20 protein-coding genes, 1 tRNA gene and 1 pseudogene are annotated in these 22,152 nt (G+C 68.3%); 6 read left to right on the top strand and 16 right to left on the bottom strand.

Annotated elements, in window-relative coordinates; translation table 11 throughout:
* Positions 1 to 172 (top strand): annotated as a pseudogene (locus A5645_RS27600) (DNA polymerase III subunit delta'); the annotation flags it as partial.
* Positions 173 to 328: 156 nt separating this feature from the next.
* Here A5645_RS27600 and A5645_RS06895 read toward each other — a convergent pair.
* Positions 329 to 404, bottom strand: a tRNA-Thr gene (locus A5645_RS06895).
* 64 nt (positions 405 to 468) lie between these two features.
* Positions 469 to 1,674: a DNA polymerase III subunit delta' gene (locus A5645_RS06890; protein ID WP_155767884.1), complete on the bottom strand. Its 1,206-nt coding sequence runs from the start codon at positions 1,672 to 1,674 to the stop codon at positions 469 to 471.
* Positions 1,675 to 1,828: 154 nt separating this feature from the next.
* Between A5645_RS06890 and A5645_RS06885 the strand changes: the two genes are divergently transcribed.
* Entirely contained in the window at positions 1,829 to 3,436 is a 1,608-nt protein-coding gene (locus A5645_RS06885; protein ID WP_065035930.1) for an adenylate/guanylate cyclase domain-containing protein, read from the top strand.
* Here the strand turns inward: A5645_RS06885 and A5645_RS06880 are convergent.
* From A5645_RS06880 to cspA, 5 genes are all read right to left on the bottom strand, one after another.
* A complete protein-coding gene (locus tag A5645_RS06880) occupies positions 3,433 to 4,098 on the bottom strand; it encodes a nitroreductase (protein WP_065128997.1) in 666 nt (221 codons plus the stop codon). The genes A5645_RS06885 and A5645_RS06880 overlap by 4 nt on opposite strands.
* A 93-nt stretch (positions 4,099 to 4,191) precedes the next feature.
* Complete coding sequence (locus tag A5645_RS06875) at positions 4,192 to 4,647, bottom strand: MarR family winged helix-turn-helix transcriptional regulator (RefSeq protein ID WP_065128996.1); 456 nt, start codon at positions 4,645 to 4,647, stop codon at positions 4,192 to 4,194.
* 35 nt (positions 4,648 to 4,682) lie between these two features.
* Entirely contained in the window at positions 4,683 to 7,490 is a 2,808-nt protein-coding gene (topA, locus tag A5645_RS06870; RefSeq protein WP_065128995.1) for a type I DNA topoisomerase, read from the bottom strand.
* Positions 7,491 to 7,697: 207 nt separating this feature from the next.
* On the bottom strand, positions 7,698 to 8,276 hold the full coding sequence (locus A5645_RS06865) for a hypothetical protein (protein ID WP_065128994.1): 579 nt from the start codon (positions 8,274 to 8,276) through the stop codon (positions 7,698 to 7,700).
* A gap of 153 nt (positions 8,277 to 8,429) precedes the next feature.
* A complete protein-coding gene (cspA, locus tag A5645_RS06860; protein WP_007166602.1) occupies positions 8,430 to 8,633 on the bottom strand; it encodes a cold shock protein CspA in 204 nt (67 codons plus the stop codon).
* 283 nt (positions 8,634 to 8,916) lie between these two features.
* Between cspA and A5645_RS06855 the strand changes: the two genes are divergently transcribed.
* From A5645_RS06855 to A5645_RS06845, 3 genes are all read left to right on the top strand, one after another.
* Positions 8,917 to 11,247, top strand: coding sequence for a DEAD/DEAH box helicase (locus A5645_RS06855; protein WP_065128993.1), 2,331 nt, complete (start codon positions 8,917 to 8,919; stop codon positions 11,245 to 11,247).
* A gap of 155 nt (positions 11,248 to 11,402) precedes the next feature.
* Positions 11,403 to 12,299: a PE family protein gene (locus tag A5645_RS06850; protein WP_065128992.1), complete on the top strand. Its 897-nt coding sequence runs from the start codon at positions 11,403 to 11,405 to the stop codon at positions 12,297 to 12,299.
* 575 nt (positions 12,300 to 12,874) lie between these two features.
* Positions 12,875 to 13,915 (top strand): PAS domain-containing protein, encoded by a 1,041-nt coding sequence (locus A5645_RS06845; protein ID WP_065129001.1) that lies wholly within the window; start codon positions 12,875 to 12,877, stop codon positions 13,913 to 13,915.
* A gap of 8 nt (positions 13,916 to 13,923) precedes the next feature.
* Here A5645_RS06845 and A5645_RS28555 read toward each other — a convergent pair whose 3' ends face one another.
* From A5645_RS28555 to ssd, 7 genes are read right to left on the bottom strand one after another with little or no spacing between them, the layout of a single operon-like run.
* Positions 13,924 to 14,214: an Rv3654c family TadE-like protein gene (locus tag A5645_RS28555; RefSeq protein WP_253866865.1), complete on the bottom strand. Its 291-nt coding sequence runs from the start codon at positions 14,212 to 14,214 to the stop codon at positions 13,924 to 13,926.
* A gap of 31 nt (positions 14,215 to 14,245) precedes the next feature.
* The gene (locus A5645_RS28550) at positions 14,246 to 14,545 is read right to left on the bottom strand and encodes a TadE family type IV pilus minor pilin (RefSeq protein ID WP_269199543.1); all 300 of its coding nucleotides are present in this window, start codon (positions 14,543 to 14,545) and stop codon (positions 14,246 to 14,248) included.
* A gap of 23 nt (positions 14,546 to 14,568) precedes the next feature.
* Positions 14,569 to 14,769, bottom strand: coding sequence for a DUF4244 domain-containing protein (locus A5645_RS06830; protein ID WP_065035922.1), 201 nt, complete (start codon positions 14,767 to 14,769; stop codon positions 14,569 to 14,571).
* A 15-nt stretch (positions 14,770 to 14,784) separates the two neighbouring features.
* The gene (locus tag A5645_RS06825; protein WP_172830483.1) at positions 14,785 to 15,360 is read right to left on the bottom strand and encodes a type II secretion system F family protein; all 576 of its coding nucleotides are present in this window, start codon (positions 15,358 to 15,360) and stop codon (positions 14,785 to 14,787) included.
* A complete protein-coding gene (locus A5645_RS06820; RefSeq protein WP_065128990.1) occupies positions 15,357 to 16,154 on the bottom strand; it encodes a type II secretion system F family protein in 798 nt (265 codons plus the stop codon). The genes A5645_RS06825 and A5645_RS06820 overlap by 4 nt, the downstream gene beginning before the upstream one ends.
* A complete protein-coding gene (locus A5645_RS06815) occupies positions 16,151 to 17,317 on the bottom strand; it encodes a TadA family conjugal transfer-associated ATPase (protein WP_065128989.1) in 1,167 nt (388 codons plus the stop codon). The genes A5645_RS06820 and A5645_RS06815 overlap by 4 nt, the downstream gene beginning before the upstream one ends.
* The gene (ssd, locus tag A5645_RS06810; protein WP_155767885.1) at positions 17,314 to 18,384 is read right to left on the bottom strand and encodes a septum site-determining protein Ssd; all 1,071 of its coding nucleotides are present in this window, start codon (positions 18,382 to 18,384) and stop codon (positions 17,314 to 17,316) included. The genes A5645_RS06815 and ssd overlap by 4 nt, the downstream gene beginning before the upstream one ends.
* 493 nt (positions 18,385 to 18,877) lie before the next feature.
* Here ssd and A5645_RS06805 point away from each other — a divergent pair, with 493 nt between their 5' ends.
* Entirely contained in the window at positions 18,878 to 19,735 is an 858-nt protein-coding gene (locus A5645_RS06805) for an HAD-IB family hydrolase (RefSeq protein ID WP_065036330.1), read from the top strand.
* Between the two features lie 505 nt (positions 19,736 to 20,240).
* Here the strand turns inward: A5645_RS06805 and A5645_RS06800 are convergent.
* Positions 20,241 to 20,972: a Fic family protein gene (locus A5645_RS06800; RefSeq protein ID WP_065036350.1), complete on the bottom strand. Its 732-nt coding sequence runs from the start codon at positions 20,970 to 20,972 to the stop codon at positions 20,241 to 20,243.
* A gap of 35 nt (positions 20,973 to 21,007) precedes the next feature.
* On the bottom strand, positions 21,008 to 22,152 hold a 1,145-nt coding region (locus A5645_RS06795), incomplete at its 5' end, for an ATP-binding cassette domain-containing protein (protein WP_065128987.1).

Raw genomic sequence — 22,152 nt, 5'->3', positions numbered from 1 at the left:
GGCCGGCGCGATGCGGGGGGCCGCCGGTGCGATAAAGGATCTGGAGCGACGGCAGAAGTCCCGCCAGACCAGGGCTTCGCGCGACGCTTTGGACCGTGCGCTGATCGACCTGGCCACCTATTTCCGGGATGCGCTGGTGGTCTCGGCGGACGCGGGCGGCGCGGGCGCGTCGGCGAAGTACGTGGGCAGCGGCGGCCACGGCGGAGCCGGCGGCGTCCCGGGCCTGCCGCTGGGCACAGGCACCGGTGGCCTGGGCGGGCCGGGCGGCACCAAAGGCGTGATACTTGGCGAGGACGGCCTGCCCGGACCGGGCGGATGACGCGAAAGATGGAGCCGCCTAGGAGAATCGAACTCCTGACCTATTCATTACGAGTGAATCGCTCTACCGACTGAGCTAAGGCGGCGCTACCCGATTGTCGGGCGGCACGAGTCTACGGCAGCCGGCCCATCGCGCCCAACTCCGGCAACTCAGCGCAGTTCCTGCCCAATGGTCGCGACCATGGCGTCAACCGCGAACTTGGGTTTGACGTTGATCGCCAGCGCCTCCCGGCATTCCAGCACGGCCTCGATACAGCGCAGCAGCCGCTCGGGGCTGGCGTGCCCGGCCAGCGAGCTCACCCGCTCGGCCATGTCGGGATGGTTGGCCCGAACCTGGCCCGCGTCCGCCGAGACCACCAGCGCATCCCGGAAATAGGTGGCCAGGTCGATCAGCGCACGGTCCAAAGCGTCGCGCGAAGCCCTGGTCTGGCGGGACTTCTGCCGTCGCTCCAGATCCTTTATCGCACCGGCGGCCCCCCGCATCGCGCCGGCAGCACCTTTACCCGTTCCACCGGCTCCCAGTGCCGTGCGCAGCTCCTCGGTCTCCGCCTCGGCGCGCCCGGCGGTCAACGCCACCGCCTCGGCCTCGGCGGCGGTCACCAAATCCTCCGCCGCCGCGAATGCCCGGGCGGGCCGCACGGCGTCGCGGACCAGCTCCAACGCCTGCTCTCGTCGCTGCCGGGCGTCGGAGTCGGTGGCCAGCCTGCGGGCGCGGCCGACATGACCGCCGCTGACCGATGCCGCCCAGTTCGCCACATCGGCGTCCAGCCCATCACCGTCGATGAGTACCTGTGCGATGGCCTCGGTGGGCGGCGTCACGAGTGCGACATGCCGGCACCGGGAGCGCAGCGTGATCGCGATGTCCTCCGGGTCCACCGAGGGGGCGCACAGCAGGAAAACGGTGGACGGCGGCGGCTCCTCGACGACCTTCAGCAACGCGTTGGCCGCGCCTTCGGTCAAGCGGTCGGCGTCCTCGATGACGACGATCTGGTGGCGCCCCGTGGTCGGCCGCCGGGACGCGATCTGCACGATGCCGCGCATCTCGTCGACACCGATCGACAGGCCCTCGGGGATGACCCGCCGGACGTCGGCATGGGTGGCGGCCATGGTGGTTGAACACGCTCGGCACTCGCCACACCCCGGCTGTCCGTCGGAGGTGCACTGCAGGGCCGCCGCGAAGCACAGCGCAGCGACCGACCGCCCGGACCCCGGCGGGCCGGTGATCAGCCAGGCATGTGTCATATTCCCCTCGCCGGAAGGGCTGTGAGTCGCGTCACCGCGCGCGGATCTGGCCGCGGCGAGCAGCTCGGCCTCGACCACTTCCTGGCCTACCAGCCGCGTAAACACTCCCGTCATCCCCGGCAACATTAGTGAGCGCCACCGACGGATACCGATCAGCGTCCGTTTCGCGACGTTTCCGTGATCTTTCGCCGTCTTTCGGCACGTCGCGCGACTTGCCGGAGCACTTTTTTGTTACCGGCGAGTCCGCCCCGCCCGATACGGTGGGTTCGTGACCACGGCGGCAACACTTCCCGGGCGAATCAGTGCATTCGTCCGGTGGGTGGTGCGCACCCCGTGGCCGGTGTTTTCACTGAGCATGCTGCAGGCCGACATCATCGGCGGACTGTTCGTGCTCGGGTTCCTGCGCTATGGCCTGCCCCCGCACGACCGCATCCAGCTGCAGGATCTGCCGACCCTCAACGTCGCTATCTTCATCGCCACGGTGATCTTCCTCTTCCTGGCGGGCTTTGCCTGGAACCTGAAGTTGCTGGTGCCGGTTTTCCGCTGGCAGCGCCGCGACAACCTGCTCGTCGAAGCCGACCCGTCCACCACCGAACTGGCCCGCACCCGTGCGCTGCGAATGCCGTTTTACCGCACCCTGACCAGCGCGTTCGCCTGGGCCATCGGCAGTGCGGTGTTCGTGGTCGCCAGCTGGTCGGTGGCCAGGCACGCGGCACCCGTTGTGGTGGTGGCCAACGCGCTGGGCGCGACGGCGACGGGGATCATCGGCTACTTGCAGTCCGAGCGGGTGTTGCGGCCGGTGGCGGTCGCGGCCCTGCGCAGCGGCGTACCGGAGAACGTGAAGGCGCCCGGGGTCATCCTGCGGCTGATGCTGACGTGGGTGCTGTCCACGGCCGTGCCACTGTTGGCCATCGTCCTGGCGGTCGTGTCGGACAAGATCGCGCTGCTGCACGCTCCGGCGCAGAGCCTGTTCAATCCCATCCTGTTGCTGGCGCTGGCCGCGCTGGGCATCGGAGCAGCCAGCACGCTGCTGGTGTCGATGTCGATCGCCGACCCGCTGCGTCAGCTGCGCTGGGCCCTGTCGGAAGTGCAGCGGGGTAACTACAACGCGCACATGCAGATCTACGACGCCAGCGAGCTGGGCCTGCTGCAGTCCGGCTTCAACGACATGGTGCGTGACCTGTCGGAGCGGCAGCGGCTGCGCGACCTGTTCGGCCGCTACGTGGGTGAGGACGTGGCCCGCCGAGCGCTCGAGCGGGGCACCGAACTCGGCGGGCAGGAACGCGACGTCGCGGTGCTGTTCGTGGATCTGGTGGGTTCCACCCAACTGGCCGCGACCAGGCCGCCGGCTGAGGTCGTGAGCCTGCTCAATGAGTTCTTCCGGGTGGTGGTGGACACCGTCGGCCGTTACGGCGGGTTCGTCAACAAGTTCCAGGGCGACGCGGCGCTGGCGATCTTCGGGGCGCCGATCGAGCACCCCGACGGTGCCGGTGCGGCGCTGGCGGCCGCACGCGCCCTGCACGACGAGCTGATCCCGGTGCTCGGATCCGCCGAGTTCGGCATCGGGGTCTCCGCCGGTCGAGCCATCGCCGGCCACATCGGCGCCCAGGCACGCTTCGAGTACACCGTCATCGGCGACCCGGTCAACGAGGCCGCCCGGCTGACCGAGCTGGCCAAGCTCGAGGAGGGCCATGTCCTGGCCTCGGCGATCGCGGTCAGCGGCGCGCTGGACGCCGAGGCACTGTGCTGGAATGTCGGCGAAGTCGTCGAACTGCGCGGTCGCGCCGCGCCCACCCAGCTGGCCCGCCCGCTGAACCTCGCCGCGCCCGAAAGCGTGACCCGGGAAGCCGAAAAGGCTTCCAGCAAAGCCAATTAGCCGTCGACAAAGGTGACGGTCTCGGCCAGCGGGGCTCGACCGGTGCGCTGTTGGATCTCGGTGTCGTCCTCGTAGCCGATCGACAGGCCGCAGAACAGGATCAGCCCGTCGGGCGGCGACAGCACATCCGCGACGGTCTTGCGATACACCGACCACGCCATCTGCGGGCAGCTGTGCAACCCTTCGGCGCGAAGCAGCAACATGACGGTCTGCAGATACATTCCGACGTCCGCCCACTGCGGCTGGCCCAGGTCGCGGTCGATGTAGCAGAACAGGGCAGCGGGTGCGCCGAAACAGTCCCAGTTGGCGACGGCAGCCCGCTGACGGCCCTCGACATCGTCACGCGAAATGCCTAGGGCGCCATAGCGTTGCTCTCCGAAAGCGGCCCGGCGTTCGCGGTAGGGGGACTTCAGCGCCGCCGGGTACATCTCGTACTCCCGCTCGTCCCAGTCATCGCCGATGGCGATGCGCTCGGCGGCGCGCTTCTTGATCTCCGCCAGCGGCGCGCCGGTGACGAGAAAACAATTCCAGGGCTGGATGTTCGAACCCGACGGCGACCAGGCCGCCGCCGACAGCACACGCTCCAGCACTTCCTTCGACACCGGCCGGTCCGAGAACTGGCGCACCGCCCGTCGACTCTGCACTGCCTCGTATACGTCCATGGCCGCCTCCTCGCACTCCGGTAACTCCTCGTACCTGTAATAGTATTATTTGATACTATTTCACTCAATACTAATGTGAGGGACGGAACAGGGTTAATCCGCAGCGGCCAACCGGGTGAGCAGATTTGTGAGTTGTTCGGCCTCGCCTGGACCGAATCCGGCCACCAGGCGCTCGGCCAACGGCTCAGCGGCGACATGCGCGGCGTCGAAGAGTTGCACACCCTCCGGGGTGATCTCCACCGCCCGCGCGCGACGGTCGCCCGGAACCGGCTTGCGTACGGCCAGGCCTTTGCGCTCCAGGTCGTCGACCACCCGCATGATTCCGGCTTTGTCCGAACCGGTCGCTTCCACCAGGTCCTGCTGCCGGGTGGGCCCGCTGTCGACCAGGACAATCAGCACGGCGAAGTGCCGTAACTCGATGCCCAGGGGGCGTAACGCCTCGGACATCACCGCCGCTGCGTGCCAGTGCGCCCGGCGCAGCAGCAATCCGAGGGCGAATGGTGAGGCGTCCCCGCTGCGGCCGGTGGCACGGGGAACGTCGGCGGGCACGGGCCAACAATATCGGTCGATACGGTATCGATCGACTAGCTGCGCTTGGCCGCCTTCTTGGCCGGCGCCTTCTTGGCCGTCGTCTTGCGGGCGGTCTTTTTCGCGGTCCGCTTCACCGGTCCGCGGGCACGACGATCCGCCAGCAGTTCGGAGGCCCGCTCGTCGGTGATCGACAGCACGTCGTCACCCTTGCGCAGGCTGGCGTTGGTCTCACCGTCGGTGACATAGGGCCCGAACCGGCCGTCCTTGATCACCATCGGCTTGCCGGACGCCGGGTCGATACCCAGCTCACGTAGCGGCGGCGCCGAAGCGGCTTGCCGCCCAGAACGTTTGGGCTCGGAGTAGATCTTGAGCGCTTCCTCGAGGGTGATGGTGAACATCTGGTCCTCGTTTTGCAGCGACCGAGAATCGGTGCCGCGCTTAAGGTATGGGCCGTAACGCCCGTTCTGCGCGGTGATCTCCTCGCCGGTGGCCGGGTCGACACCGACGACGCGCGGCAGCGACAGCAGCTTCAAAGCGTCCTCGAGCGTTACCGTTTGGAGGTCCATGCTGCGCAACAGCGAACCGGTCCGCGGTTTGGGCCCGGTCGGCTTCTTGCCCTTCTTGGCGGGCTCTGCGCTCGGATCGGCGGGCGGTTCCGGCAGCACCTCGGTCACGTACGGCCCGTAACGCCCGTCTTTGGCGACGATTTCGTGGCCGGTCGCGGGGTCGACACCCAGCACGCGCCCCTCTTGCGGGGTGGCGAACAGCTCCTCGGCGACTTCGAGGGTCAGCTCGTCGGGTGTCAGGGAATCGTTGAGGTTTGCCCGCTGCGGGGTGGGTTCACCGTTGTCACCGGTGATCGTGCGCTCCAGATAAGGTCCGTTCTTGCCTACGCGGACGTAGACCGGTCGGCCCTGCGCATCGTCAAATAGCTTGATGGAGTTGACTTCTCGCGCGTCGATACCCTCGAGGTTGATACCGACAAGCTTCTTCAGGCCGCCGGACCGGGCGACCGAGTCGGCCACGCCGTGATCCCCGCCGAAGTAGAAGTTGTTGAGCCAGTTGGTGCGTCGCTCATTGCCGGAGGCGATCGCGTCCAACTCGTCTTCCATTGCGGCGGTGAAGTCGTAGTCGACCAGCCGGCCGAAATGCTGTTCCAGCAAGCCGGTTACGGCGAACGCCACCCAGGACGGCACCAGGGCGCTGCCCTTCTTGTGCACGTAGCCGCGGTCCTGAATCGTCTTGATGATCGACGAATACGTCGACGGGCGACCGATTCCCAGCTCTTCGAGCGCCTTGACCAGCGATGCCTCGGTGTAGCGCGCGGGCGGGTTCGTGGAGTGACCGTCCGGGGTGAGCTCGATAGCGTCCAGCCGCTGGCCCTGCGTCAACTGCGGCAGCCGGCTTTCGGCGTCGTCCGCCTCACCGCCGGCCAGTTCGTCCACCGTCTCGACATACGCCTTGAGGAAGCCGGCGAATGTGATGGTGCGGCCACTGGCCGAGAACACCACCTGCCTGTCTCCGGCGGGACCGCCGGCCGTGCCGTTGATCCGCAGGCTCAGCGTGGTCCCGCGCGCGTCGGCCATCTGCGATGCCACCGTGCGCTGCCAGATCAGTTCATATAGCCGGAATTCGTCGCCGTCGAGTTCCCGGCGTACCGCGTCCGGGGTGGCGAAGGTCTCCCCGGCGGGCCGGATCGCCTCGTGGGCTTCCTGGGCGTTCTTCACCTTGCGGGTGTACTGCCGCGGCGACGGCGACACGTACTCGTCGCCGTAAAGCTGGCGCGCCTGATTGCGGGCGGCGCTGATGGCCGACGCCGACAACGTGGTCGAGTCGGTACGCATATAAGTGATGTAGCCATTCTCGTAGAGCCGCTGGGCGATGCTCATGGTGCGCTCGGAGGAGAACCGGAGCTTGCGGCCGGCCTCCTGCTGCAGCGTGGAGGTCATGAACGGCGGATACGGACGCCTGGTGTAGGGCTTCTCCTCAACCGAGGCCACGGCGAGCTGAGCCCCGCGCAGGCCGGCGGCGATGCCGGTGGCGCCGGCCTCGTCCAGGACGATGACCTCGTCCGCCTTGCGCAGCTGGCCCAGGGAGTCGAAGTCGCGGCCGGTGGCCACGCGCAGCCCGTCCACACTGGTCAGGCGCGCGGCGAAAGTGGGTGGCTGCGCGTTGGGGTCCGACACGCTGGCGTCCAGCCTGGCCAGGATGTCCCAGTAGGACGCGCTGCGGAAGGCCATCCGGTCGCGTTCGCGCTGCACGATGATGCGGGTGGCCACCGACTGCACGCGGCCCGCCGAGAGCTTGGGCGCGACCTTCTTCCACAGCACCGGGCTGACCTCGTAGCCATACAGCCGGTCCAGGATGCGGCGGGTCTCCTGCGCGTCGACCAGGTCGATGTCCAGGTCGCGGGGGTTCTGGGCGGCCTCGAGGATGGCCGGTTCAGTGATCTCGTGAAAGACCATCCGCTTGACCGGGACCCGGGGTTTGAGGGTCTCCATCAGGTGCCATGCGATCGCCTCGCCCTCGCGGTCACCATCCGTTGCCAGGTAGAGCTCGTCGACGTCCTTGAGCAGGCCCTTCAGCTCGGTGACCGTGCTCTTCTTCTCGGGACTGATGATGTAGAGCGGTTCGAAGTCTGCGTCGACGTTGACACCCAGGCGGGCCCACGGCTCGGACTTGAACTTGGCCGGCACGTCGGCCGCAGCCCGCGGCAGGTCGCGGATGTGGCCCCGGGAGGATTCGACGATGTAGTTGGAGCCCAGATAACCGGCGAGTTTGCGCGCCTTGGTGGGCGACTCCACGATCACGAGTCGCCGGGTACTCCCATTCGTAGCCCGCTTGGGGCCGCCGTCAGCCAACTGCGCCTACGCTCCATCTCCTGTATCGGTCCCTGGGCGGAACCGTCCCGCAGGCAAGAATGACACTCGGCTCCTGAAAATTCCGGGCAGTTCCGATGAAATCCAGGTACACCGTCCGTCCCTTGGGCCCGCGGGCACCTGACAATTTCGCACCATTGGGCGCGCCTACGCAAACCGACCGGCCGGAAACCGGGACCGCCGAGCCCGTCAGACGCGGGGCCACTGGGCCACCGCCTCGGAGCTGTCCGGGGGGTCTCCCACGTTCTCTACCAGGCGCGATAGCCGTCGGCGACCGCTGATCCGCAGCGCCGGACGGGTGCCCCGGGTGCCGATCAGAGTGGGTGCGATCCCGACCCGCATCATCGCCGAGGCCAGCGGCGAGTGGGTGTCCGGTGCGTGCGGATCCAGTCCCAACAGGTATCGGTCCCCCTCGGGGTTGCCGGCGGCCAACGTCCACGCCCGCAGTTCCCGCGGGCCGGGTAGCCAGCGCGGCGGCACCGTCTTCACCGCGCCGCGGGTCCACTCGGCGGCGATCGGGCGCAACAAAGGGTCCACGCCCGTCCGGACCAACGGGGTGTCCTCGTCGGTCCGGGTGATCTCGGCGACCAGCCCGGCTTCCCGGATCATCTCGGCCAGTGCCTGCGCCCGCCAGGACTCCTCCACGACCACCGAGAGGCGGGCCCCGGAGCCGACGACCACGACCTGGCCGGGCGCAGCCAGCAGGCCACACAAGTCCTCGACCGCGGGCGGGACCGACTCCGCGGCGAAGAAGGAAAGCTGGCTCACGCCACGACAGTAGGCCAGCGACCCGGTCCGCGGCTTGCGCCCATCCGGCGCGGCGTCCGACCTGAGCCGATACCGAACCTTGGAAACGAAAACCCCCCGGAGCGTTCCCGTAAGCGGGACTGCGCCGGGGGGCTGCGTCAGAATCTGCCCGGATTAAACCGAGCGAACTCCGGTGGCCTGGGGGCCCTTAGGGCTGTGGCCGATCTCGAACTCGACCTTCTGGTTTTCTTCGAGGGTGCGGAAGCCCGACCCCTGGATTTCCGTGTAGTGGACAAAAACATCCGCGGAACCGTCCTCGGGGGCGATGAAACCGAACCCCTTCTCCGCGTTGAACCACTTCACAGTTCCCTGTGGCATCTCTCGATCTTTCCTTTTCTATCTGGGTGCGGGGCTCGCCTTTCGATGCCCCGGGCCAGCCGCGACCGCCATACCTTCGCGGAGTCGCCGGAACTTCACCCGACAGATAACCTCGCAGGAACCGCGACCGCAACGTCGATCCTGCGAAAGTTTTACACGAACACAGAAGCTGCGACCGCACTCAGTCAACCATGTTCGTGGCGTCGGCGACAGCCTGGAGCTGGAACCGCGGATCAATTTACGTCAGCGTCATCCCGCAGGCCAGGAGCGAGAGAGGGGTGTGATGCCGAGTTTCGGCAGTGAACTGCTTGCCGCGGCGCTGGCCGGTACCGCTACCGACGAGCATCCGCTGCGGCATGTCACCGAGCTGCCGCCCCGCACCGGGCGGCCGCACGGCTGGCCGCAGTGGGCCGCACCGCAGGTAATCGGCGCGTTCACCGCCCGCGGCATCACCGCGCCCTGGGCGCATCAGTCCGAGGCCGCGGAGTTGGCGCACACCGGGCGCCATGTCGTGATCAGCACTGGCACCGCGTCGGGCAAGTCACTGGCCTATCAGTTACCGGTGCTCAACGCGCTGGCGACCGACCCGCGGGCCCGGGTGTTGTATCTGTCGCCGACGAAGGCGCTGGGCCATGACCAGCTACGTGCGGCGCACGCCCTGGTGACCGCGGTACCGCTCGACGACGTTGCGCCGACGGCCTACGACGGCGACAGTCCCACCGAGGTGCGACGTTTTGCCCGCGAGCGGTCCCGATGGATCTTCTCCAACCCCGACATGATTCATCTGTCGATACTGCGCAACCACGCGCGCTGGGCGGTGCTGCTCCGCGGTCTTCGGTTTGTGGTGGTCGACGAATGCCACTATTACCGCGGCGTGTTCGGCTCCAACGTCGCGATGGTGCTGCGCCGGCTGCTGCGGCTGTGCGCGCGGTACTCGTCGTATCCGACGGTGGTTTTCGCCAGCGCGACGACGGACTCGCCCGGCGCGACGGCCACCGAGCTGATCGGGCAGCCGGTCGCGGAGGTCGTCGAGGACGGGTCGCCGCAGGGTGCGCGCACGGTGGCGCTGTGGGAGCCCGCGTTGCTGACCGAACTGACCGGTGAGAACGGCGCCCCGGTGCGGCGGTCGGCGGGCGCCGAGGCCGCCCGGGTGATGGCCGACCTGATCGTCGAGGGCGCGCAAACATTGACCTTCGTGAGGTCACGCCGCGCCGCCGAATTGACCGCACTGGGCGCCCAGGCCCGGCTGGCCGATACCGCACCGCATCTGACGGGCACGGTGGCGTCCTACCGCGCCGGGTATCTCGCCGAGGACCGCACCGAGCTGGAAAAAGCGCTGGCCGACGGCCGGCTACGCGGGCTGGCGACGACCAACGCCCTGGAACTGGGTGTCGACATCGCCGGGTTGGACGCCGTGGTGCTGGCCGGGTTTCCCGGGACCGTCGCCTCGTTCTGGCAGCAAGCCGGACGGTCCGGGCGACGAGGGCAGGGCGCGCTGGTGGTGTTGATCGCCCGAGACGACCCGCTGGACACCTATCTGGTGCACCATCCCGCCGCGTTGCTGGGCAAACCCGTCGAGCGCGTCGTCATCGACCCGGGCAATCCGTACATTCTGGGCCCGCAGTTGCTCTGCGCGGCAACAGAACTCCCGCTCGATGACAGCGAGGTCCGCGCGCTGAACGCGGTGGACGTGGCCGAGGGATTGGTCGACGACGGGCTGCTGAAACGCCGGGGCGGCCGATACTTTCCGGTACCCGGCATGGAACCTCATGGCGCGGTGGATATTCGGGGATCCATCGGGGGCCAGATCGTGATCGTGGAGGCCGACACCGGGCGGCTGCTGGGCAGCACCGGGGTCGGGCAGGCACCGGCGTCGATCCACCCCGGGGCGGTCTATCTCCACCAGGGCGAAAGCTACGTCGTCGACTCGCTGGACCTCGAGGAGGGTGTCGCGTTCGTCCACGGCGAGGACCCCGGCTATGCGACCTTCGCCCGCGAGATCACCGACATCTCGGTCACCGGGCAGGGTGAGCGGTCGGTCTTCGGGCCGGTGACGCTGGGACTGGTACCGGTGACGGTGACTCATCAGGTGGTCGGGTACCTGCGCCGCCGGGCCAACGGTGAAGTGATCGACTTCATCGAACTGGACATGCCGCGGGCCACCTTGCCGACCTTTGCGGTCATGTACACGATCGAGCCGGAAGCATTGGAGCGCAACGGCATCGATGCGTTGCGGGTTCCGGGTTCGTTGCACGCCGCCGAGCATGCGGCCATCGGGCTGCTGCCGCTGGTGGCCAGCTGCGACCGCGGTGACATCGGCGGCCTGTCGACCGCTATCGGCCCCGACGGGCTGCCGACCGTCTTCGTCTACGACGGCCATCCGGGCGGCGCCGGCTTCGCCGAACGCGGCTTCCGCAAGGCGACCACCTGGCTGGGCGCCACTGCGGCGGCCATCGACGCGTGTGAATGCCGCAGCGGGTGTCCGTCGTGCGTGCAGTCGCCCAAGTGCGGCAATGCCAACGATCCGCTGGACAAGGCGGGCGCGGTCGCCGTGCTGCAACTGGTGCTTGCGGAATTGGGCGACCCCCGCAACCGAACCGGGACGGACGACTGATCGACGACGCGAAGCGTAGCTCGCCCGGCGCTTGAGCAAACTGATGGGAAATTGTTATTCCATTCGCTTACCCGCGGCGATACGGTGCACGTGTTGAATAGCTGCAACGTGATCAGACACTGGCCGAGTCTGGTGAAGACGCCGAAAGGTGTTTGATGTCGTTTTTCAATGCGGTGCCCGACGCGATAGGGGTGGCCGCCGAGGAGCTGGCGGGGATCAATTCGGTGATCCAGACCGCCAACGCGGCCGCCGCCCTCCCCACCACGGCGATCCCGGCCCCCGCGCACGATCAGGTCTCGGCTGCCGTGGCTGCCCTGTACTCGAAGTACGCCCGCGGTTACCAAGCGCTCGGCACCCAGGTAGCGGCCTTTCATGATCAATTCGTCCGCGCGCTGAGCTCGAGCGCCGGCACCTATGCGTTAGGAGAGGCGGCCAATGCCGCCGCGATGCAGAGCCCATTGCCACACCTGATCCAGCCCGTCGACGCGCCGGCCAATCCGGCGGACGGGCAGCCGGTCTTCGGCACAGAGAGCGCGGCCCAAAGCGAGCACGGTGGGTGGGTCACACCGAGCGAGGGCGACGGTGGGTCGGCGGCCCCCGCGGATGCCGGCACCGCGGGTGGCGCCGGACTGTCCGCCGCCGGCGGCAACGCCTCGGTGGGCGCTGCGGGATCCGGCGGAGTGAGCGCGGTCGGCGCGGTGGGAAGGGGCTCCTTCTGGCGCGACACAGGCCGCCAGGGAGGTGGCCCATTCGCGGTCTGGGGGTCGGCCGGGTTGCCTGCCGACGGAGAGGACCGGCACGGGGTCGAATCCGGCGGACTACTGAGCCGTCTGATGCTTCCAGGCGATGTCGAGGGGCCGCTTAGCGTGGCAGCCGAACCGAAGGATGGTCGCAATCCAGGGGCGGCGGCCCGGAGTCCCTTCCGTATCACTCGATCGTGGCCGGACCGCTGGCTATCCAACGCGCTGCGCCGCAACGGCGCCGGCGGGGCGACACCGCGTGCGGCGCGACCGACAGCCCATGCCTCGGCCGTCACAACCAGTCCTTCGTAACTTGTTGTAGCGCAGCTCAACTCACAAACATCGCGGCAAATACCTTGCACAGCAGCGGGTTTCGCGACATGACGGATGCGGCCGAACGGGACCGCAACCGGATGCGTTGAGGAAGCCGGTGGACGGCGACCGACCCCTCGACGGTCGACCTCCACGGACCTGCTTTGCGCGCCGGACAACAAGATCCGGCACTGCCTCAAAACGCGAGTGCAGCAGGAAATTTACCTGGGATCAAGTCTCGAATGCAACAAAAACGCGGCCTTCTTCACGCCGAAGTTTGGCCTTGAATCCGGCTGACAGTATGACAAAGCCTGGATGCAATACCGAGAAGTGTTGCACTACCAATAAATCCCTACTGCGACACTTGACGGAAGGTCGCTGGCGGGCTTGCTGTTGGGCTGGCAAACTATCGGACACAATGGATTTGACGCCACTGTCAACTCTGGCAATAACCGGTGGATCATCGCGCGCCCCGGCCGAAAAGGCACCAGTTCGACCGCCCGTTCGACGATGCCGAACCTGCCACGGCGAGTCCCGCGGCAATGTCCGGACCGACGATCAGTAAGCTCCCCAGCATGGCCCACGACTGGTTGCTCGTGGAGACGCTGGGGGACGAACCCGCCGTCGTCGCGCAGGGGCGGCAACTGAAGAACCTCGTCCCGATCACTACGTTCCTGCGTCGCAGCCCGTACCTGGCGGCAGTCAAGACGGCGATCGCGGAGTCGGTGCAGACGGGGCAGTCGCTGTCCAGCATCACCCCGAAAAGCGACCGCGTCATCCGCACCGAACCGGTGATGATGTCCGACGGGCGTATTCACGGGGTACACGTGTGGACCGGCCCGATCGACGAGGAGCCGCCCGAGCGGCCCATCCCGGGTCCGTTGAAGTGGGATCTGACGTGCGGGGTGGCCACCGACACCCCCGAGTCGCTGGCCAACAGCGGCAAGAATCCCGAAGTCGAGGTCACCTTCGGCAGGGCCTTCGCCGAGGATCTGCCGTCGCGGGAGCTCAATCCGAACGAGACCAAGGTGCTGGCCATGGCGGTGCGGGCCGAACCCGGGATGACCCTGTGCAGCACCTGGGATCTCACCGACTGGGAGGGAAATCCGGTCCGGATCGGTTTCACCGCCCGCAGTGCACTAGAGCCGGGTCCCGACGGCCGGGACCACCTGATAGCGCGGGCCATGAATTGGCGCACCGAGCGCAAGGGCCCCGCGGTCGCGGCCGACGATCTGGCGCAACGCATCCTGCGCGGGTTGGCACAGGCCGGCGTCCATCGAGCACTCGTCGACCTCAAGAACTGGACGCTGCTGAAGTGGCTCGACGAGCCCTGCACCTTCTATGACTGGCGCAGCAGCGAAGCCGACAAGCCACGGGTCCATCCCGACGACGAGCAGGTCATGCTTTCGATGACGAAGGAATTCGCCAACGGTGCGACCAGCCGGGTGTTGCGGCTCCCGGGGCGAGACACCGACTGGGTACCGGTGCACGTCACCGTCAACCGGGTGGAGCTCGAGCCGGAAACCTTCGCCGGGCTGCTCTCGCTGCGACTGCCCAGCGACGAGGAGCTCGCCGCCACCGATTTCTCGAAGGCTTCTTCGGGAGACGAGGGCTAAGCCCGCTGTCATCGCTCCTCCGTGGGGCCCGCCCGGGCGGAAGCCTGGGCAACCCCGGCGAGCGGGACCGACGCCGCCACGGTGACAACGACATCGAGGCCATCGACCCGGCACTCGACACCCCCGACCCCCATTGCCACCGCTCGCGCGCGTGCACACGCCGACCCAGCACCCAGCGGCAGCTGCGCGGCCGCCGCCAAGGCCGCCAGATCGGCCGCCGACTGCGCGCGGTGACGCGCCACCACCACAGAACCCACCCAGGCGCCCGTCCCGGTGACGGACAGGAGCACCGCGATCATCGCTGCAGCGAGCACCGTCGCCGAACCGTCCTCATCCTGACTCGGCCGCCGAAACCGCTCGGGCACCGATTCGCAGGGCGGGCAACAGGTTCGAGTGCGCCACCACGGTGGCGACCAGGAAGTCGCCGTCGCGGTGCACCTGCACCTGCGCGCCCGCCGGCGCGATGCGCCGGGCCACCTCCACCGCGTCCCCACCATCGCCGCGCGCCGCGAGCCGGGCCGCCTCACGCGCCGCATCCACGCAGCGCACCTGCATCGACACGGCCGTGATCCCGGCAAGGCACAGCACCAGCACCAGCACGAGTGCGGCGATCGCCAGTGCAGCCTCCACCGTGCTGGCGCCGCCACTGGAGCTCAGACCTTGGTGCTCAGGGCTCGACCGATGATGTGATTCAGCGCCGAGACGACTGAGTCGCCGGTCACTACCGTGTAGAGGATCGCGCCGAAAGCCGCGGCGGCGATAGTCCCGATAGCGTATTCGACCGTACTCATGCCTGACTCGTCGCTCGCCAGCACCAGCAGGCGCGCCCCGAACCGGCGAAACATGTTGTGCATCAACGAATTCCTTCCTCACCATAGACCCGACTGCAGAACGTCACCGGCCAACCCGGCGATCACCGGAACAATGCCCAAACACACGAATGCCGGCAGAAAGCAGAGCCCGAGCGGACCGGCGATCACCACCCCGGCACGTTCGGCGGCGGCAGCGGCGGCCTGCGCGGCGTCGTGGCGCGACTGGGCCGCCAGCTCTGCCACACCCTCGGCGAGTGCGGCGCCCGACGATGCCGATCGCCGGGCCAGCCGCAGCAACCCCTCCGTCTGAGGGTCGATCCCGTCCGTTGGCGCCGACCACGCGACCGCAGGATCAGCACCCAACGCCAATAGCTCGGCAGCCCGACGCAACACAGATGCCAACCGTGGCGGTGCGGCACGGGCCGCCGCGGCCGCGGCCGCTGAGACCGCCATGCCCGCCGCCAAGCACACGGCGAGCACGTCCAGCCCGGACGCCACCCCCAACGGATCGGTCCCGGCCGCGCGCCGCCGTCCACCCGGGCCGCGGCGCACCACACCGGCGCGGGCCCGCACCATCGACGGGCTTGCCCCGATCAACAGCGCTGCCGCCAACAGCACCGCGGCGACACTCATGTCGAACCCACGCGATCGGTGATGCGGTCCGACCACAACACCCCAACACACGTCAGCGCCAGACCGACCACAAGGAACCAACCGCCGGTGCCGAACAAGAAGCGCAGCGGCCGGGCACCGAGCAGCTCTCCCAGTAGGACGCCGAGCACCGGCAGTCCCGCCAGGATTGCTGCGGTGGCGCGGGCTCCCGCCAGGCTCGACGCCACTTTCGCCGAGAATTGTTGCCGCGCAGTGATGTCCCGTTGCGCCGCCCGCATGAGGGTCGCGATGGCCAGCCCGTGTTCACTCGCCAGCTGCCAGCAGACCGCCAGACGCTCCCAATGCCGGGGCAGCGCCGACGAGCTCGCCGCATTACGCAACCCGGCCACCACATCGGCGCCCATGCGCGCCCGCGCCGCGACGGTGCGCAGCGCGCCTGACACCGCCCCATCGGTTTCGTCGGCGGCAACGTCGAAGGCGTTGACGGGATGGGCACCAACCCGCAGTTCACCGACCAACACGTCCAAACCCGCTTGCACCGCCAAACCTTCCGCTGCACCGCGCCGGTTGCGGCGCCGCCGCCAAAGGCGTAAGCCGAGGGTCGCTGCACCGAGCGCCAGCGCCAAGACGGTGGTCAGTGGCAACAGCCAGACCGCAACCACCAACCCGCACACGCCCACCCCGCCGACAACCCACGGGCCGCCGACTATCGTCCGGTGTGCTTGCCGGGAGGGCACCAGTCGGGAACCCGGTGATGGCGGCATCACCAACAACGCCAACGACAGCAGCAGCGCGGCAAGTTGCAGCCCGGTCATGCCGCCACCCGGCTTTGCAGCATTGCGCGCAATTCGACTGCCTCGGCGGTCATCCCGCTGTCGGCATGCCATGCGGTGACCACGCGGACACGTCCACTGTCGCCCTGGCGCAAGACAGCGATCTCCTCCAGCCGACGCCGGCCGGCCCGGTTGCGCGTGACGTGGAAGAGCACCTGGACCGCCGCCGCCAGTTGACTGTGCAGCGCGGCGCGGTCCAGCCCGCCCAACGCACCCAGCGCTTCCAACCGCGCGGGCACTTCGCTCGGGCTGTTGGCGTGCACCGTGCCCGCTCCGCCCTCGTGCCCGGTGTTCAGGGCGGCGAGCAGGTCCACCACTTCGGCACCCCTGACTTCGCCGACGACGATCCGGTCGGGCCGCATCCGTAGGGCCTGCCGGACGAGTTGACGGACGGTCACCTCGCCCACGCCTTCGACGTTCGGCCGCCGGGCGACCAGCTTCACCAAATGCGGGTGGCGCGGCGCCAACTCGGCGGCGTCCTCCGCGCAGACGATCCGCTCGACCGGCGAGACCGCGCCGAGCATCGCCGCCAGCAGAGTGGTCTTGCCGGCCCCCGTGCCACCGCACACCAGGAAGGCAAGCCGGGCGGCGATGATGTCCGCGACCAGCCGACCCGCCTCACTCGTGATGGCACCGGCCGCAGCCAGGGCGGCCAAGTCCTGGGTGGCCGGCCGCAACACCCGTAACGACAGGCAGGTGCCGTCGGCGGCCACTGGCGGCAGCACGGCGTGCAACCGGACCGCGAACCCGCCGGCACCAATCCCGGTCAGCAGTCCGTCCACCCACGGCTGCGCGTCGTCGAGGCGACGACCGGCGGTCAACGCCAGCCGTTGCGCCAGCCGCCGCACAGCGGCCTCATCGGTGAACCGAATCGAGCTGCGTTGCAGGCCGTTTCCGTCGTCGACCCAAACCGCGTCGGGCGCTGTTACCAGAACGTCGGTGGTGCCATCTACGCACAACAGCGAGTCCAGGATGCCGGCGCCGGTCAGCTCGGTCTGCAGCAACCGGAGATTGGCCAACACCTCGGTGTCGCCGACAATCCCGCCCGATTCCGCTCGAATCGCGGCCGCCACCACATCGGGCCGCAGCGGGCCGGGCTCGGCTGCCAACCGCTCACGCACCCGCTCAATCAACGACGCGCTCATGCGGCCCTGCCGCTCGGCGCTTTCCGGCCATTCGGCGCTTTCCGGCCATTGGGAAGGACACCCAGCACCGAGCGCGCGGCCGCGGCGAGTGCGGATCGCCGTCCGAGTCGCAACCCGCCGTGCTCGAGCCGCTCTGCTAACCGCGGTTCGGCGCGCATCGCCGCGAGCAGCGGCAGCCCGGTGATGTCGGCGACCTCGGCCGCTCGCAGCCCGCCCGGGGCTGGTCCCCGCACCACCAGCCCGAGATTCGGGTTGATCGACGCCAATACCGGGCCAAAGGTCGCGGCGGCCGCACACGCCCGCACATCGCACCGACTGACCATCACCACCAGGTCGGCTCCGTCGAGGGCGACGTGCGTCGCCTCGGTCAGCCGCCTCGGCAGGTCGCACACCACGGTGACTCCCCCGCGTCGCCCGGCATCGATGATGGCATCCACCGGACCGGCGTCGGCTTCGTAGCCCCGCCGGGTGCCCGACAGCACGCTGATTCCTCGGTGCCGTGGCAGCGCCTCGCGCATCGCCGGCCAGTTCAACCGTCCGCCCTGCAACGCCAGGTCAGGCCACCGCAAGCCGGGCGTGCTCTCGCTGCCCAGCAGCAGATCGATACCGCCCGCCCACGGATCGATATCGAGCAGCAGCGCCTTGGACGCGACCAGCGCCAGCGCTACGGCGAACAGCGATGCCCCGGCCCCACCACAGCTGCCGACGACGGCGACGGCTTCACCAAGCGCACTCTCGTCTCGGGCCGCTTCGGCGGCGCGGGCGAGTTCGCCGACGAGTTCCTGCTCCTGCTGCGGCACCCTCAACACGCGCTCCGCACCGACGGCGACGGCCGCCGTCCAGGTGTCGACCCCGGCTTCGGTGCTGGTGAGGATGCTGACGTGGGCCCGCCGCGGCAGCGCCGTCTGGCCATAGCGGTCGGCCGCAGCTTGGTCGAGCACCACCGCCGTGGCCGCCGACCACGTTTTCCTGGTCACCGGATTCGGCCCGCCGGCGTGCACCACCCGGACGCCGACAGCGGCACCGATGCGGTCCAGTTCGTCCCGCAATTCAGATTCGGCCAGCACCGCCAGCACGCCGCAACCAGCCGGCTCCCGGTGCGAGGGATCAGTCATTCCTCCACCGTGCTGGCCGAACGATCTTGGACACCAGTGCCAAAGCCCGATCTGTGGATAAGAACGAGGTTGTGGACAAGCGGTTCGCTGAGCACCCGCTCGGTCAGGGTTTGACGGCCGCTCCGCAACGTATCCGACAACGGCCGTATGCAGATGCTGGCGCAGAATTTTTGCCCCACAAAAGGGACGACCCCCGCCAGGGGGGGAGGAGGCGGAGGTCGTCGTGTATCAGCCCCGGGGGGTCGGGCTGATGCACCCTCGGCTCAGGGCCGAGTAATGCTTACTATACACATGCCAGCCGGGCTTCACGCAAGTACCGCTTTGAAAGAAAAACGCGGCTTGACCCCTGAAAACACCGCGGGCAGAACGACAACATAGGGATTTGAGCCGTCCGATTTGGGCTCAGCCTCACGGCATCTCCGGATCGCGGACCTATGCTGGATTGGTGACCGCCCCCGACTCGGCCGCGACGCAGCAAACCTCGACGCAGACGCCGGGAGCCGCTGAACCGAGCCCCCGCACCGCCGCGTTCTTCGACTTGGACAAGACCATCATCGCCAAGTCCAGCACGCTGGCCTTCAGCAAACCCTTCTTCGCGCAAGGCCTGCTTAACCGGCGGGCGGTGTTGAAGTCGAGCTATGCACAATTCATCTTCCTGCTCTCCGGTGCCGATCATGACCAGATGGATCGAATGCGCACTCATCTGGCCAACATGTGCACCGGCTGGGACGTCGCGCAGGTGAAGTCGATCGTCAACGAGACGTTGCACGACATCGTGACGCCGCTGGTATTCGCCGAAGCTGCAGATCTCATCGCCGCCCACAAACTGTGCGGACGCGATGTCGTGGTGGTCTCGGCCTCGGGCGAGGAGATTGTGGCGCCGATCGCCAGGGCGCTGGGCGCCACGCACGCGATGGCAACCCGGATGGTCGTCGAAGACGGCAAGTACACCGGCGAGGTCGCTTTCTACTGCTATGGCGAAGGCAAGGTGCAAGCGATCCGCGAGCTCGCCGCTCGCGAGGGCTATCCGCTGGAGCACTGCTACGCCTACTCCGACTCGATCACCGACCTGCCGATGCTCGAAGCTGTCGGCCACCCGTCGGTCGTCAACCCCGATCGCACTCTGCGCAAGGAAGCCGTCGAACGCGGTTGGCCGGTGTTGTCGTTTTCCCGGCCGGTGTCGTTGCGCGACCGGATCCCGGCGCCCTCGGGTGCCGCCGTCGCCACCACGGCCGCGGTCGGGATCAGCGCCCTGGCCGCCGGCGCGGTCACCTACGCGCTGTTGCGTCGCTTTGCGTTCTAGGTATGCCTTTTTGGCGGCGCGCTGATTTAGCACTGCCGTCCCAACTTTCTCAATCGTCCCGTAGCAAACACGCGCAGTCCGCAATGCGAAGCTTTCCGGTATCCCGGCCCAACTTTCGCGCTCCTAGGCCTTGCTGAGCCTGTGGTCTAGTAGTACAAAGGAGTCACGGCAGCCCGGCAAGGCCAAGGTCGATCCGGAAGAGAAGGATCGTCCTCCCGACCCGGGCACCCAGCACGGTTTCCGGCACCCACGCTGCGTCATAGCCGCGATAATGGCAGAAGTGTTGCGGGCCTGCGTAATTGCGAAATACGGATTGCCTCGACGGCCCTTTGGGTGGGGTTGCAGCAGGAAGTGTCGTAAACGCGCCGAGGCCACCCACGCAGCCCACAGGTGCACGCTTGGTAACCGGATGACCGTGCTGGCGGGCGGCGATCGAATCTCTTCGGTCGTCGCCCGCTTCGCATTTCGGCCCGATTCAGGGCACGGACGTTCGGCGGTCCGCCGGCTAACGTCCCGGCAAAGACTCTGCAATCGAAATGGCTTCCTGCGCACCGGACCTTAACGCGCGGCAGCACAGCACCAGCCAGCTGGCCACTCCGTCGGGTGTTCCCGAGGCAAACTTGACAGCGGCATCACGATAGGCGGCGGGCTGGCGCATCCAATTCACTTCTGGCACACCAAGTCCGTGCGGGTCCAAGCCCGTCGCGATCGTGATCAGCCGGGACACCGCCCGCGCCACCACACCGTCGGCGCTGCCAAACGGCCTGAGCGTCAACAACTCTCCGTGCGCCACCGCGGCCACCACCGGCGCCGACGCCTGAGTGGGCCGGGTCGCTACCTCGGCCAGCAGCTCCAACCGCGGCGCGATCTGCGGGTCGCTGCGCGGACGACCCAACCGCTCCTCGTCCACCTGGTCGGTCGCCGCCAGTACATGCAACCGCGCCAGTGCCTGCAGCGGCGCCTTCTGCCACACCGCGATCAACGGGCCACCGCCGCCCTCGAGCGCCTGGGCCACCCGCAGCGCCCCACCGAACACCGGGTCCTGGACGCCCGCGGCATCGGCAACATCGTCCAGCCGCACCGGACCGCCGTCGAGCACCGAGGATGCCCGCGCCGCCCGCAACGACGCCTCGGCGGCGGTCACCGGCCAGCCACGCAGGTTGGCCCGATGCCGATGGGCACGGCCCAGCGCTTCGCGGGCCCGGTCGCTGGCTTCGGCCACGCCGGGCAGGTCCATCAGCGGCGCCAACGGGTCAGTCACAGGTTGCCAACCTAGCCGGGTCCCGCCGACGCCCCGGGAATGGCCTCCAGCAGCTGCCGGGTGTACTCGTGGCCGGGCCGGGTGAACACCGCTTCGGTGTCCGCGTTCTCGACCACCCGCCCGGCGCGCATCACCAGCACGTCGTCGGAGATCTGCCGGACCACCGCCAGATCGTGGCTGATGAACAGGTACGTCAGGCCGAAGGTGGCCTGCAGCTCGCCGAGCAAATCAAGGATCTGCGCCTGAACCAGGACATCAAGCGCGGAAACGGCCTCATCGCACACCAGCACGTCGGGCCGCAGCGCCAGCGCTCGAGCGATCGCCACCCGCTGTCGCTGGCCACCCGAGAGCTCGCGCGGCAACCGGTCCAGCACCGACGACGGCAGCGCCACCTGGTCGATCAGGTCACGCACGGTCTGGTGGCGCTGGCGCCGGTTACCGATCCGGTGGATCCGCAGCGGTTCTTCGACGGCGCGCAGCACCGAGTACCGGGGATCCAGGCTGCTGTAGGGATTTTGGAAGACCGGTTGAATTCGCCGGCGGAAGGCCAGGGTCTGGTGCGTCGCGGCGACTTCCTGCCCGTCGAAAACCACCGAGCCCGAAGTCGGCGCCAGCAGGCCCAGCACCATCCGGGCCACCGTCGACTTGCCCGAACCCGACTCTCCCACGATCGCCAGCGTGCTCGCCCGCCGCACCCGGAACGACACCCCATCGACCGCGCGGAACTCCGAGCGCCGCCATGGCGCACCGCGGGACTCCCGATAGGTCTTGGTGAGGTCCGTCGCCACCAGGATGTCGGTCGACGCGGCGACGTGTTCGGCCGCCTGGGCCGCCACTCGGGACCGGATTTGGGCCGAGCGCTTGTCCCGGGCCACCAGCGACGGAGCCGCAGCGACCAACCGCCGGGTGTACTCGTGCTGTGGGTCGCGCAAGATCGTCTGCGCCGCACCGGATTCCACCACCACCCCACGATGGATGACGACCACGGATTCGGCCCGTTCCGCCGCCAACGCCAGGTCATGGGTGATCAGCAGCAGCGCGGTCCCGGATTCGTCGGTGAGCCGTTGCAGATGGTTGAGGACCTGGCGTTGCACGGTGACGTCCAATGCCGAGGTGAGTTCGTCGGCGATCAGCAACCGCGGCCGACCTGCCAGTC

It is taken from the genome of Mycobacterium asiaticum (assembly GCF_001673635.1).
GTDB lineage: Bacteria > Actinomycetota > Actinomycetes > Mycobacteriales > Mycobacteriaceae > Mycobacterium > Mycobacterium asiaticum_C.
The sequence above is the reverse complement of the archived record's forward strand: the minus strand, read 5'-3'. Positions and strand labels throughout refer to the sequence as shown.